This window comes from Paenibacillus sp. FSL R5-0713 (assembly GCF_037973325.1).
GTDB lineage: Bacteria > Bacillota > Bacilli > Paenibacillales > Paenibacillaceae > Paenibacillus.
The window spans coordinates 4,752,108-4,765,667 of sequence record NZ_CP150229.1; the positions used below are offsets into that span (position 1 = coordinate 4,752,108).

A 13,560-nucleotide genomic window follows, 5' to 3' on the forward strand; every position below is an offset into this window, starting at 1 on the left:
AATTACATTCCTCCCATTTCTCCGGATTCATATAGCACGCAAGTTAGTGCTGCCATTCCAGCTGTCTCAGCACGCAAAATGCGTTTGCCCAGTCCAACAGATACAGCACCTGCCTGATCAGCCTCTGCCGTCTCCTTCTCAGAAAATCCACCTTCCGGTCCAACAACGATCAGTACTTCTGCACTTGCATCAGGCGCAAGCTGCTCAACAAACGGTTTCAATGCATCTCTCAGCTGTTTACCGTTTTCTTTCTCATAACAATAACATACCAGACTATAGCCCTCAAAAGAAGATAACAGCCCTTTCCAAGAAAGCGGCTGCTCGACGGATGGAATGCGATTCCGATGACTCTGTTCGGCAGCTTCCTTGGCAATTTTTCGCCACCGCTCCAACCGTTTGCCTTCTTTCTTGGCATCATATTGCACAATCGTACGTTCTGATAGGAAAGGTACAAAGGATACCGCTCCGATCTCAGTACATCTCTGGATAACTGTTTCCATCTTGTCGCCCTTGGGCAGACTCTGTGCCACAGTTACTCGAATCCGTGCTTCACGGTCCATCTCGAGAGGTTCCACAATATTCGCTGTCACTTGGCCAACTTCAATGGTCTCAATTTCGACGAGAGCTTCTCTGGAGTTTCCGTCACTGACAATCAGTTTATCTCCAGGTTTACCACGCATGACCCTACCAATATGGCGTGCATCATCACCTGTGATGATCACATCGTGTTCATTAAACTGTTCTGCAGATACAAAATATCGCTGCATTAGTCAATCCACCCATTCTGTCCTGTTATGACTGGAATTCACCCCGCCTTAAGACAGGCATGAATCCAATCGCCACAGATGATCATACAACTTTTACGTGTTTCTGACCAGTATTCCGGTCCAATACAAGATGCGCTTTTAGCGATATAATTCAATAATCACCTTTGCCAGATCCACATACATTGTTTGCGCAAACTCATACAAAGGTTGAATCGTCACATTTTGCAACGGAGGAATAACAAGAATTAATAAGAAAATAAAAATGGACCATTGCTCCACCCCTTGCAGCTTGCGGCTGAGTGAAGGTGGCAGTACATCTTCTAGAATCCGATAACCATCCAGAGGTGGCAACGGAATCAAGTTAAACAGGAACAAGAAAAAGTTGGTTAAGTTAAAAATAGCGAAGAACGTCGTGATTGCTGTCAGCAACCGCTCATTATCTATACCGCCGAGTGCTCCCGAACCAACCAGTGACGCATAGATGATTGTACCGATGATCGCCAGCAACAGATTACTCAGAGGCCCTGCTGCGGATACGATGATGCCCATCAACCTTGGCTTGTCGAAGTTAGCACGGTTAACCGGAACCGGACGAGCCCAACCGAAGCCGGCAATAATGAGCAACAACACCCCAAACAAGTCAAAATGTACAACCGGATTCAGTGTGACCCGACCCAATAGCTTGGCTGTCGGATCACCAAATTTGTTGGCAAAATACGCATGCGAGAATTCATGCACCGTAAATGCGATCAGGATCGTCAGCAGGAAAAACGGAAGCTGATCAATCGGATAACGAAAGAACGAATTCCAAAAGTCCATACGTTACCCCTTTCTGGCTACATACGCCAGCCAATCCTCATCACGGTGGATCTCACTCACTTCAAACCCGGAGGCTACCAACGCATCATGCACTACTTGCTCTTTGTTCTTCCAGATGCCCGACACAATATAGGTGCCACCCGACTCAAGCGCATTGTACACATCGTCCACGAACAACAAAATGATCTCAGCCAGAATGTTCGCCACAACAACCTTAACTGGCAGTTGCACTCCAAGCGCAGGGTCTTGATTCCCAAGGACGGACAACAGATCACTTTCTTTAACCGTAATTTGTTGCTCCAACCCGTTCAGTTCCACATTCTCCCTGGCGCTGATTACCGCAACCGGATCAAGATCGAGGGCCAGCACATGTTTTGCCCCGAGTCTAATCGCGCCTATAGCCAAGATGCCAGAACCTGTACCTACGTCAATGACTTCCTCACCGCCCTGAATAACCGTTTCCAGTGTGCGCAAGCAGAGGGAGGTTGTTGGGTGTGTTCCTGTACCAAAAGCCATACCGGGATCAAGCTCAATGATTTTCTCATCCGTACTTTCTGGCGTATACTCTTCCCACGTTGGTTTAATCGTCAGACGTTCCGATACACGTACCGGCTTGAAATATTGCTTCCAGGCTGTTGCCCAGTCATTTTCATCCACTGTACGTGTCTCATAACGAACCTCACCTGTATCAATTCCGAATTCAGAGAGTTCCTCAATTCTAGGATTAACTTCTGACTGTAGTGCAACCATATCCGTACCTTCGGAGAAGTACCCTTTGATGACCGCAAAGCCTTCAGGAATATCATTCAAAGGAACATCGTATAACTCACCATATGTGGTGTCCCGTTTTTTATTTAAAGTACCGGACTCTTCTATCGAAACCCCTCCAGCACCCGCTTCATGTAAAAAATTCGAAATCATCTCCACAGCTTCTTCTGTGGTATGTATTGTTAGTTCATGCCATAACATACTTGGTTTTTCCTCCTCATTTTTCAAACATCCCAACTATTGTACTACACAAGCGAGCCGGAGTACAAAGCCGCACCAGTAAAAGAAAAACAAAACAGGATATCCGCAGTCTGACTGCTCGAATATCCTGTCGTCTAATATACATATCTGATTCATTTACTTCAGCATATTGCAACATTCAAATCTGATTTAGCAAAAGCGTCCACCATTCTGCGTGATCATCTCTGCGGCTTGCGGGAGCGAATCGTTCGATACGGACACGGTTAGCAAAATTTCTTGTTTAAACCTGTTTGCCGAATCCTCTTCAGGCGTATCATACACCTGACCATTGGACAACATTTCCGTGTCATCACTAATCAGAGCAAGTACATTCAGTTCACCACTGAATCCGCCGACAATGGCTGTAGGAGAATTATCAGAGCCCGTAACATCGTGTGAGTCCAATGCAGACGTTTCATTGCCAAGGCTCTCGATACTCAATTGGTTCGGGTGCAACAATGTCAGGGCTCTGCGTGCAGACTCGGCCTCCGTCCAGCTTGTAAAAACAGCTTCGAGGGTCACTGCCGAGCGATCTTCAGTCATGAAGCTCCCGTCCCTGACGTCGATCAGCCGCTTCACTGCGGCGTAGTGCTTCTATATCTTCATGATCCGCAGCTTCAGCGCTGAATTCCACGTCTTCATTTTTCGCGGATTGCATCCGTTTCATTTTTTCCGTTTTTGTTAGAATCTTGCCCGGACGTTCATGTTCTGCCATTGTAATGCTCCTCCTTCAAATTAAAATGAACTAAGAAGTGTTACACTGTAACACTCCGATTGTAGTACCATACCTCCGATCGCTGTTATCCCCAGATTTCTTCAACTCCCTTCTTAAAGGGAGAAATCCGGAGATAAAGGCGAACGCTTCGCTTCTTTAGATTGGTTCTACACTCTCCATTAAAGTGTAATTCACTGTTCATCTTTATACATTTCCTGAAACTAGATCATTCCACCGGCTTGTTCGATTATGGACATTGCGCGGTGATGTACCGATTCATCTACGATGACAGTAAGTAATACATCCCTTCCTGTAGGTCCACCTTGTCCACCATCACTCATGCCGCTCGCAGAAGGGTCTGCTGCAGCCATGATTCCAGCACTGGCATTCGTTTGCATCGAATCGGGCACCCATGATGAAAAACTGCCGGAAACGCCCGGCTTGTAGGAAGCCCCGCTTGGTCCTACACCCGCATATCGGCTGAATCGATTAATGGACAGGTCCTCCACTCGCAATGCCTCCAGTTTTTTGGCCGCCCCTTGTGCCTGCTCCGGGCTGTGAAAGTACGCCAAAATATTTTTCTCGGTCATTCGCTTCACCTGCTTCCCTAATTTCTCGTATACCAGCTATGCATATCATTCTCGCCATGCTATCTTTCCGCAAGTTCGCTCAGAATATACCGAAATGCTCCCACAAATTGCTGTCGTCTTCGCAGCATATAACCATGGATGTTGCCAAAACCATTGGGGCATTAAAAAAGACGCAAAAAAAAGGACACCCTGCGGTAAAAACCGCTGTGGTGTCCTTTGGGGACTTGCTATATTTTATTCTCAGTCGCCGCGAAAGGCACGTTTCACTCGATCAAAGAAAGATTGTTCATGCTCATGTGTTTGCTCTCCATCCAGCGCAGCAATTTGGCGAAGCAGGTCTTTCTGCTCGTCATTCAGCTTACTAGGTGTAACCACAACCACTTTCACATGCTGATCCCCTTGCCCCATACCGCGCAAGCGTGGTACGCCCTTGCCTTTGAGACGGAAATACGTACCCGTTTGTGTACCCGCTGGTACTTTCAGTTTCACTTTCTCGGTCAACGTCGGGATCTCAACTTCATCTCCCAGAGCTGCCTGAGCAAAGGTAAGTGGGATTTCGCAATAAATATCGTCGCCTTCACGCTCGAAGAAATCATGTGATTTCACGCGAATGACAATATACAGATCTCCGGCTGGTCCGCCACGCAGGCCTCCCTCGCCCTCACCTGTCATACGCAGTTGCGCTCCGTCATCCACACCCGCTGGAATGCGAACATGAATTTTGCGTTGCTTGCGGACTTTCCCGCTGCCACTGCACGTTGTACATTTTTCTTTGATAATTTGGCCCGAACCGCTACAGTTTGAACATGCACGACGATTCACCATACGACCAAACGGTGTATTTTGCACAACTTCCTGCTGACCGCTACCATGGCAGACCGAGCAGGTTTCCGGTTTCGTTCCAGGTTTGGCACCTGAGCCATGACAGGTATCACAGCCTTCAGTACGCGGAATTGTAATATCGGTTTCTTTACCGAATACCGCTTCCTTGAACTCAATCGTCATGGTGTACTGCAGATCATTCCCCCGTTGCGGAGCATTTGGATCACGTCGTCCACCGCCACCACCGCCAAAGAACATGTCGAAGATGTCGCCAAATCCGCCGCCGCCAAAATCACCGCCACCACCGAATCCACCCTGATTCGGATCGACATGACCATATTGATCATATTGTGCACGCTTCTGACTATCACTCACTACGTCATAAGCTTCTTTGACTTCTTTAAATTTAGCTTCCGCATCAGCAGCCTTGTTTACGTCAGGGTGATACTGACGGGCAAGCTTACGGTAAGCCTTTTTAATCTCATCGTCGTTAGCTGTTTTACTAACGCCAAGCACCTCATAATAATCACGCTTTTCAGCCACTCTTCCACCCCCATATCATTCACCATATCGCACATCGTGACAAAAGGAAAGCCAAAGCGCGGGAGCCCCGGCTATGACTTTCCCTCTAATTCGAACGTCACCGATGTTTAATTCGCGTAGAACTACGAATTAGTTTTGTTTTTTATCTTCATCCACAACTTCGTAATCAGCGTCTACGACGTTATCACGTTTAGCGGAACCTTGTTGCTCTTCAGCACCTTGCGCTTCTTGCTCTTGCGCCTGAGCTTGCTCATACAGTTTCACGGACAGTTGTTGAACGATCTCTGTCAGTTCTTCTGTAGCCGCTTTGATATCTTCCAGGTTGTCGGAAGCCAGAACACCTTGCAGTTTTTCTTTAGCAGCATTCGCTTTTTCAACTTCGCCAGCATCTGCTTTTTCGCCAAGATCTTTGATCGTTTTGTCAACAGAGTAGATCAGTTGATCTGCACTGTTTTTCGCTTCAACGAGTTCTCTGCGTTTTTTATCTTCTTCAGCGTGCAACTCAGCATCTTTCATCATTTGTTCAACTTCTTCATCGCTCAAACCGCTGGAAGAAGTGATTGTGATTTTTTGAGTTTTGTTCGTACCTTTATCTGTTGCAGATACGTTAACGATACCGTTGGCATCAATATCGAAGCTAACTTCGATCTGTGGAACGCCACGTGGAGCTGGTGGAATATCACCCAACATGAAACGTCCAAGCGATTTGTTACCCGCTGCCATCTCACGTTCACCTTGCAGAACATGAATCTCAACACTTGGTTGATTGTCTGCATACGTGGAGAATACTTGAGATTTGCTTGTAGGGATCGTTGTGTTACGCTCAATCATTTTAGTGAACACGCCGCCTGCTGTTTCGATACCCAGGGACAATGGAGTTACGTCGAGCAATACAACGTCTTTCACGTCACCTGTCAGTACGCCCGCTTGTACAGCGGCACCCAAGGCTACAACCTCATCCGGGTTAACGCCTTTGTGAGGCTCTTTACCAGTGAGTTTTTTGATCGCTTCTTGTACTGCAGGAATACGTGTGGAACCACCAACCAATACGATCTTGTCGATATCGTTAGCTGTCATACCCGCATCGCTCAATGCACGACGAGTTGGTTCAAGCGTACGCTCAACCAGACCTGCAGAGATTTCTTCGAATTTCGCACGGCTCAGGTTCAACTCCAAATGCTGAGGAACGCCATCAGCTACCGTGATGAACGGCAAGGAGATCGTTGTAGTCAATACGCCGGAAAGTTCTTTTTTCGCTTTTTCCGCTGCATCTTTCAAACGTTGAACCGCCGCTTTATCTTTACTCAAGTCAATGCCTTGATCTTTTTTGAATTCACTTACGAGATAATCAATGATCACTTGGTCAAAGTCATCGCCACCCAGTTGGTTGTCCCCGCTAGTTGCTTTAACTTCGAAGAAGCCGTCACCCAGTTCAAGAATGGATACGTCGAACGTACCACCACCCAGGTCATATACGAGAATCGTTTGGTCTTCGGATTTCTCCATACCGTATGCCAAAGCTGCTGCTGTAGGCTCGTTGACGATACGCAGAACTTCCAAACCTGCAATTTTACCCGCATCTTTAGTCGCTTGACGCTGACTGTCGTTGAAGTAAGCTGGTACAGTGATAACGGCTTGAGTTACCGTTTGACCCAGATAAGCTTCAGCATCAGATTTCAATTTTTGCAGGATGATTGCAGAGATCTCTTGTGCAGAGTAGTCTTTGCCATCGATTGTTTCCTTGTGGGAAGTACCCATGTGACGTTTGATCGACATGATCGTACGATCCGGATTGGTAATCGCTTGACGTTTTGCTGTTTCACCGACAACGCGCTCCCCATCTTTTTTGAAACCAACTACGGATGGAGTTGTGCGTGCGCCCTCCGGATTTGGAATTACGACAGCCTCGCCGCCTTCCATTACTGCTACGCATGAGTTTGTTGTTCCTAAGTCAATACCAATTACTTTGCTCATCCGAAAATTTCCTCCTCAACAATTTAAAATGAATGGGTCTGATCTGACCCTTATTTAGATGTTCATGTTGCTAATCGTGCTCTATGTGTACAAACCTTTATATTAAACTTCGCCCACATTGTTCAACCAAGGAGCCGACTCATACCTTCCCATGAGGAAATTATGAGCTGACTTTAACCATAGCTGGACGAAGCACTTTATCTTTCAGCATGTAGCCTTTTTGGACTTCCTCAACAACGATACCTTCTTCATACTCGTCGCTCTCCACTTGCATAATCGCTTGGTGGAATTCAGGATTAAACGGTTGTCCTACCGATTCCATAGCCGTCAGACCTTCGTTATTCATCACCGTTTCCAATTGACGGAAGATCATTTGCATGCCCTTGGAGAAAGATTCGACCTCTGCTCCTTCCGGTACAGTAGCCATGGCGCGCTCGAAGTTATCAATAACCGGTACCAGTTCGGTGACCAGCTTCATCGAAGCATATTTAGCCAATTCTTCTTTTTCCTTCTGCGTACGACGACGGAAGTTATCAAAATCAGCCTGTGCACGGACATAACGCTGCTGTTGCTCTTCAGCTTCAGCCTTCAGACGCGCAAGCTCATCCTGCTCCTGATCAGCGATCTCCTCAGCTTGTGCTTCTGCAGCGCCAGCTTCATTAATAGGCTCCTGCTCAGCTGCTGTTACCTCTTGTTCTTCTGTAAATGATTGCTCCTCTTTCAAGATGTTCACCTCCTTATACGAATGAAATGGTTCATTCCCGAATCTTATTTGAACCGATGCGTCAGCATCGCCGTCAAGTCACGGGATAGTGTATTTAGAATATGAATGACACGTGCATAATCCATTCGCGTGGGTCCCAGAATACCAATCGAACCCAAAGCCTCACCGTCCAATGAATAGGAGGCTGTAATCAGGCTGCAGTTGGCAAAGGCTTCATGATCATTCTCAGTGCCGATTCGCACTTGAATACCAGATCCACCCGGCACAGGCATCATCAATTTCATGAGTGTTGGTGTCTCTTCCAGCAGGTCAAGAATATCTTTTACCTTTTCGATATCTTTAAATTCAGGTTGAGTCAACATATTGGTGGCACCACTGAGGAACAGACGATTATCATGTTCATTGTCAAAGGCACTGTTCAGCACCTGCATAACTTCCTCGTAACGTGTAATATGCCGCTCCATCTCTTGCCCAAGTTCGGTATAAAGACGGGATTTTAATTTGTAGATGGGTACGCCCACAAGCTTGGTATTTAACAAACGAACCACATTTTCCATCTCGGCAACCGAGATTTCTGGTGGAATCTGGACGGTCTTGTTCTCCACCTGACCTGTATTGGTCACAATGATTGCCACAGCTTCACTCTCGTTCAGCGGAAGCAATTGGAAGTGACGCAGGGACGTATGGAATACTTCAGGCCCAAGCAGGATTGAAGTATAATTGGTCATATGTGACAAAATATTGGATGCATGCTGAATAACTTGTTCCATGACGTTCAGCTTTTCAGCGAAGAACGACTTCAGATCATCCAACTCCTGAGGCTCCACCTGATTCCAGGGAACCAAATGATCGACATAATATCGATAGCCTTTATGGGATGGAATGCGTCCAGCCGATGTATGCGGCTGTTCCAGAAAGCCCATATCTTCAAGATCCGCCATTTCATTACGGATCGTCGCCGGACTGTATCCAACATCTCCCCTTTTGGAAATGCTCCGGGACCCTACGGGCTCAGCTGAACGGATATAGTCATCCACTATAGCGTTCAGAATCATTCGTTGACGCTCTGTTAACATGGTGAGTATTCCCTCCTTCTGACTGTACTGTCCCATGTCGTTAGCACTCCGGTTAGATGAGTGCTAAGCGGTAATACAAAAATACCAAACTGACGTGAACATTGTCAAGTGAGTTTGATGAGTGGGCTCATCTATTTATAGTATAGACCAATGTCGACGAGTCCTAACATACTTTATTGAGCATACTTTGAAGTAAAAAAAGACTGCATGTAGGGCAGAGGCTGACTCGGCTCGATCCATGCAGTCCATTCAATTGTTAAGCTGAAACATTAAGCTCTTTCAATACCGCGATCTCGTCACAACAATCCTGCTTGCTGCAATGAACACAGTCCGTCCATACTTTCTCGGGGAAAATTTCTTTTTCCACCACGGCAAAGCCGTTTTTGAGGAAGAAGGATACTTCATATGTCAACGCCATCACCTTGGGAATCTGTTGTTTCTCCGCCTCTTCTACCAATCGATCCAACAATCGAGAGCCAATACCAAGCCCTTTGTGCCCTTCCGAGATACCGAGTGATCTGACTTCTACCAGATCATTCCCCAGACGACAAAGCGATCCGCAACCCACCACTTCACCATCAACTTCGGCTACAACAAAGTGCTCCAGCTGCCGGTGCAGTATTTCCCGTGATCGCGGAAGCATGATCCCACGCTCTGCATAGCCCTTAATCATTTCATACAGTGGTTCAACATCCTCCGGCACGGCTTTTCTGCATATTACCGACATCCTGCTCTCCTCCTATTACCAAGCTTTCCAGAGGAAAGCTGACTTCGTAGTTGTTAAATTAACACGCTCTGTAAAATCAATATGAATAAATATACAACAGAGCGTATAGAATTTCAAGCTACGAATTCAGCGATATGGACCCGATAAACTCCGCAAAAACGTCATTTCCGAACAGGATACCCTGCTCGCTCAGTCGGAAGCCGTCTGCCGTACGCTCAAGCAACCCTGCGTTCAACATTTTACCCAAAGGCTTCGCAAACACTTCTTCCATGGACTCTCCAAACTGTTCGCTAAACCGTGAGGCTGAAGCCCCCTCCAGCATTCTCAGTCCAACCATCAGATAATCTTCCATAGCCTCCGGGCGAGCAATCTCAAAATGATCCAGACGAGGCAATCCTGCTCGTGAAGCTTCAACATAAGGGTTTATACCTTTAATATTCATATGACGTTCGCGGCCTACATATCCATGTGCACCTGCACCCAGACCGTAGTAGTCCTCATTGCGCCAGTACGTAATATTGTGACGACTCTCGAAGCCTGACTTGGCAAAATTACTGATTTCGTATTGTCCATAGCCTGCTTCTTTCATACGTCTCATTAATAGAAGATACATCTCAAGCTCATCATCTTCATGAGGAAGAGGGAGTTGGTTCTTCTGATACAGTGTATGGAAAAGGGTATTCTCTTCCACTTTCAGGCTGTAGATGGAGTAATGCGGCAGATCCAGTTCCAGCGCTTTGTCGATACTCTCATTCAACATCCCTACAGTTTGGTTCGGCAATCCGAACATCAGGTCAATGGACAGATTAGTCAGTCCCGCTTTTCGAGCGTTCTCCAGACTCCGATATACATCATCTGTATTATGAATACGGCCAATGCCTGTCAGCAGATCATTCTGAAAAGCCTGAACGCCAAAGCTGACACGGTTTACGCCGCCTTCTTTCATTGCAGCGAGCTTCTCCGCATCGGTTGTCCCCGGGTTCGCTTCCATCGAAAATTCAATATCGTCGGCCCAATTGGGGAAATACGTCTTCACTGAACGAAGGAATACGGCCATTTCATCCGGTTTCAGAGCTGTTGGCGTACCACCACCTACAAATATGGTCTTGATCTCACCCGGTGGATTTGCCTTAACTGTATGTTCCATCTCCCGTTCCAGCGCTTCGAGATATTGCATCACGGGCTGATCTTTCAGAACGTAGGAGTTAAAGTCGCAATAAAAACACTTATTCGTGCAAAAGGGAATGTGTAGATACACCGCTTGGGGCGCACCTGTCTTCCGGCTGTGTGCTGCCAATGTCATGGCAAGTCCCCCTCTATTTGAAAAAAGGAAAGCCATCCGGCTTCCCTTTCAGCTTCGTTATTTAATATTCTGTGTTGTACCTGAGAAAAGATATCGTTTATCCTTTCATACACAAATTATTGATGTACCGAAAGGATTCACGTGACGTTTGCAAGCAAACGTCTTAATCATCAATTTTCAGTACCGCCATAAATGCCTCTTGCGGCACCTCAACGTTACCAACCTGCTTCATCCGCTTCTTACCTTCCTTCTGCTTCTCAAGCAGTTTCCGTTTCCGCGAGATGTCACCACCATAACACTTGGCAAGTACGTTTTTACGCATGGCTTTTACCGTTTCACGGGCAACGACCTTGGTACCTACAGATGCTTGAATCGGCACCTCGAACATTTGCCGTGGAATCAGCTCGCGCAGCTTCTCACAGACAATGCGTCCGCGGTTATAGGCACGGTCACGGTGAACGATGAAGGACAGGGCATCAACCTGCTCGCCATTAAGTACAATATCCATTTTCGCCAGATTGGACTGACGGTAACCGGACAGCTCATAATCCAGAGACGCATATCCTTTGGTACCTGATTTCAACTGGTCGAAGAAGTCATATACAATCTCGGACAACGGAATTTCATAGGTAATGGTAACCCGGGTCGTGTCCAGATATTCCATATTCACATATTCACCGCGTTTATTCTGACACAGTTCCATAATGGTACCTACATAATCATTCGGTACGATGATATCTGCCTTAACATATGGTTCCTCGACGTAATCAATCCGTCCCACCTCAGGATAGTTGGATGGGTTGTCGATTTTCATCACTTCACCATTCGTTAAAGTGACGTGGTAGATTACACTTGGTGCCGTTGTAATCAACGGAATGTTGAACTCCCGCTCGATCCGCTCCTGAATAACGTCCATGTGAAGCAGTCCAAGGAATCCACAACGGAATCCAAAACCGAGTGCACTGGATGTTTCCGGTTCAAAGCTCAGAGACGCATCGTTCAACTGCAATTTCTCCAATGCTTCACGCAGATCAACATAGTCGGAGGTTTCGATCGGATAGAGACCACAGTACACCATTGGGTTAATTTTACGATAACCCGGCAAAGGCTCTGGTGTTGGATTTTTGGCATCCGTTACGGTATCCCCGACTTGTGTATCGCCAACATGCCGAATACCTGCAACGATAAATCCAACATCACCCACGTTCAGCTCGTCCACGATGGTCATGCGAGGTTTGAACGCACCAACTTCAATGACTTCAAATGATTTACCTGTTGCCATCATTTTGATTTTGGAACCGGATTTGATTTTGCCGTCGACAACACGTACATATACGATTACACCTTTGTACGGGTCATAGTGCGAATCAAAAATCAGCGCTTTCAAAGGTTGGTCAGGATCACCGGTTGGTGCAGGAACACTTTGCACCACTTGCTCCAAAATTTCTTTGATTCCGATGCCTGATTTGGCCGAAGCCAAAACCGCATTACTTGTGTCCAAACCAATAACATCTTCCACTTCCTGCTTCACCCGTTCAGGATCAGCACTTGGAAGGTCAATTTTGTTGATAACTGGTAGAATTTCAAGGTTGTTATCCAGTGCCAGATACACATTGGCAAGTGTTTGGGCTTCAATTCCCTGAGCCGCATCCACAACCAACAGAGCACCTTCACATGCAGCAAGACTGCGTGATACTTCATATGTGAAGTCTACGTGTCCTGGTGTATCAATCAGATTCAATAAATACTCTTCACCGTCATCCGCTTTGTAAGTCAAAGCTACTGCTTGTAGCTTGATTGTTATTCCACGTTCGCGTTCAAGGTCCATCTTATCCAGAACCTGTTCCTGCATTTCACGCGAAGTGAGCGCACCTGTGTGCTCCAAGATCCGGTCCGCAAGTGTTGATTTGCCGTGATCTATATGTGCAATAATAGAAAAGTTACGAATTTTACGTTGTCTTGCCCGAATGTCAGTCATTCCTTACCCCCAGAAACAGCCTAGTGTCAATCACTTCATTATAACAGTTGAAGCACAGTGCATCAATCCCGTGATGTCTCAACTTTACAATAAAGTGTGATCATACACTCCTAGAGGTTATATTGTACCTTTAATCCATGGTATTTTATTCAGCAACGCCGCTAAAAAGAGAGACCACCCACTTGATTCCACTATGTGAGAGATTTTGCAATAGTCCTGCCGTTTTGTCTGCCAACACATCGACCGGAGCCTTACTCTGATCTGCCCCAAGCACTTGGCTTGGTGACTGAACAGGTACAAATGGGGGTTCTTTGATTTCCTTTTGCACAGGTGCAGCTGGAACAGATTCGGTAACCGGGGAAGTTGGCTCAGTTGTTACCACGTTTGACGTGTCTCCTGATGGATTGCCAGTCTGAAAGTTGCCGCCAGCCAGCTGCATTCCAAACAGAACACCCAACAACATTAATACAGCCATGGATAATAGTCTTTTACCGAATCTGGACATATGCTTAGC

General features: G+C 46.5%; 14 protein-coding genes. All 14 read right to left on the reverse strand.

Annotated features, from left to right (window positions below):
- Positions 1–2 precede the first annotated feature (2 nt).
- On the reverse strand, positions 3–767 hold the full coding sequence (locus MKZ12_RS21180; RefSeq protein WP_339236059.1) for a 16S rRNA (uracil(1498)-N(3))-methyltransferase: 765 nt from the start codon (positions 765–767) through the stop codon (positions 3–5).
- A gap of 138 nt (positions 768–905) precedes the next feature.
- Positions 906–1,586, reverse strand: coding sequence for a site-2 protease family protein (locus MKZ12_RS21185; RefSeq protein ID WP_339236061.1), 681 nt, complete (start codon positions 1,584–1,586; stop codon positions 906–908).
- Positions 1,587–1,589: 3 nt separating this feature from the next.
- A complete protein-coding gene (gene prmA / locus MKZ12_RS21190; protein WP_339256486.1) occupies positions 1,590–2,555 on the reverse strand; it encodes a 50S ribosomal protein L11 methyltransferase in 966 nt (321 codons plus the stop codon).
- A 189-nt stretch (positions 2,556–2,744) separates the two neighbouring features.
- Complete coding sequence (locus MKZ12_RS21195; protein WP_339256488.1) at positions 2,745–3,137, reverse strand: hypothetical protein; 393 nt, start codon at positions 3,135–3,137, stop codon at positions 2,745–2,747.
- A complete protein-coding gene (locus MKZ12_RS21200) occupies positions 3,130–3,309 on the reverse strand; it encodes a YfhD family protein (protein WP_017687220.1) in 180 nt (59 codons plus the stop codon). The genes MKZ12_RS21195 and MKZ12_RS21200 overlap by 8 nt, the downstream gene beginning before the upstream one ends.
- 221 nt (positions 3,310–3,530) lie before the next feature.
- Positions 3,531–3,899: a hypothetical protein gene (locus MKZ12_RS21205; RefSeq protein WP_017687219.1), complete on the reverse strand. Its 369-nt coding sequence runs from the start codon at positions 3,897–3,899 to the stop codon at positions 3,531–3,533.
- A 240-nt stretch (positions 3,900–4,139) separates the two neighbouring features.
- Complete coding sequence (gene dnaJ / locus MKZ12_RS21210; RefSeq protein WP_339236068.1) at positions 4,140–5,264, reverse strand: molecular chaperone DnaJ; 1,125 nt, start codon at positions 5,262–5,264, stop codon at positions 4,140–4,142.
- 129 nt (positions 5,265–5,393) lie between these two features.
- On the reverse strand, positions 5,394–7,238 hold the full coding sequence (dnaK, locus tag MKZ12_RS21215; protein ID WP_278298857.1) for a molecular chaperone DnaK: 1,845 nt from the start codon (positions 7,236–7,238) through the stop codon (positions 5,394–5,396).
- A gap of 160 nt (positions 7,239–7,398) precedes the next feature.
- A complete protein-coding gene (gene grpE, locus MKZ12_RS21220; RefSeq protein ID WP_339236072.1) occupies positions 7,399–7,962 on the reverse strand; it encodes a nucleotide exchange factor GrpE in 564 nt (187 codons plus the stop codon).
- A 44-nt stretch (positions 7,963–8,006) separates the two neighbouring features.
- On the reverse strand, positions 8,007–9,038 hold the full coding sequence (gene hrcA / locus MKZ12_RS21225; protein ID WP_036615092.1) for a heat-inducible transcriptional repressor HrcA: 1,032 nt from the start codon (positions 9,036–9,038) through the stop codon (positions 8,007–8,009).
- A gap of 256 nt (positions 9,039–9,294) precedes the next feature.
- The gene (locus MKZ12_RS21230; protein ID WP_017687214.1) at positions 9,295–9,765 is read right to left on the reverse strand and encodes an N-acetyltransferase; all 471 of its coding nucleotides are present in this window, start codon (positions 9,763–9,765) and stop codon (positions 9,295–9,297) included.
- A gap of 118 nt (positions 9,766–9,883) precedes the next feature.
- Positions 9,884–11,068, reverse strand: a complete 1,185-nt coding sequence (hemW, locus tag MKZ12_RS21235) for a radical SAM family heme chaperone HemW (protein ID WP_339256492.1) — start codon at positions 11,066–11,068, stop codon at positions 9,884–9,886.
- Between the two features lie 163 nt (positions 11,069–11,231).
- Positions 11,232–13,046, reverse strand: a complete 1,815-nt coding sequence (gene lepA / locus MKZ12_RS21240; RefSeq protein ID WP_076332291.1) for a translation elongation factor 4 — start codon at positions 13,044–13,046, stop codon at positions 11,232–11,234.
- Positions 13,047–13,191: 145 nt separating this feature from the next.
- Positions 13,192–13,551 carry a hypothetical protein gene (locus MKZ12_RS21245; RefSeq protein WP_339256494.1) on the reverse strand — a complete coding sequence of 120 codons (360 nt, stop codon included), beginning with the start codon at positions 13,549–13,551 and terminating at the stop codon, positions 13,192–13,194.
- Positions 13,552–13,560 lie beyond the last annotated feature (9 nt).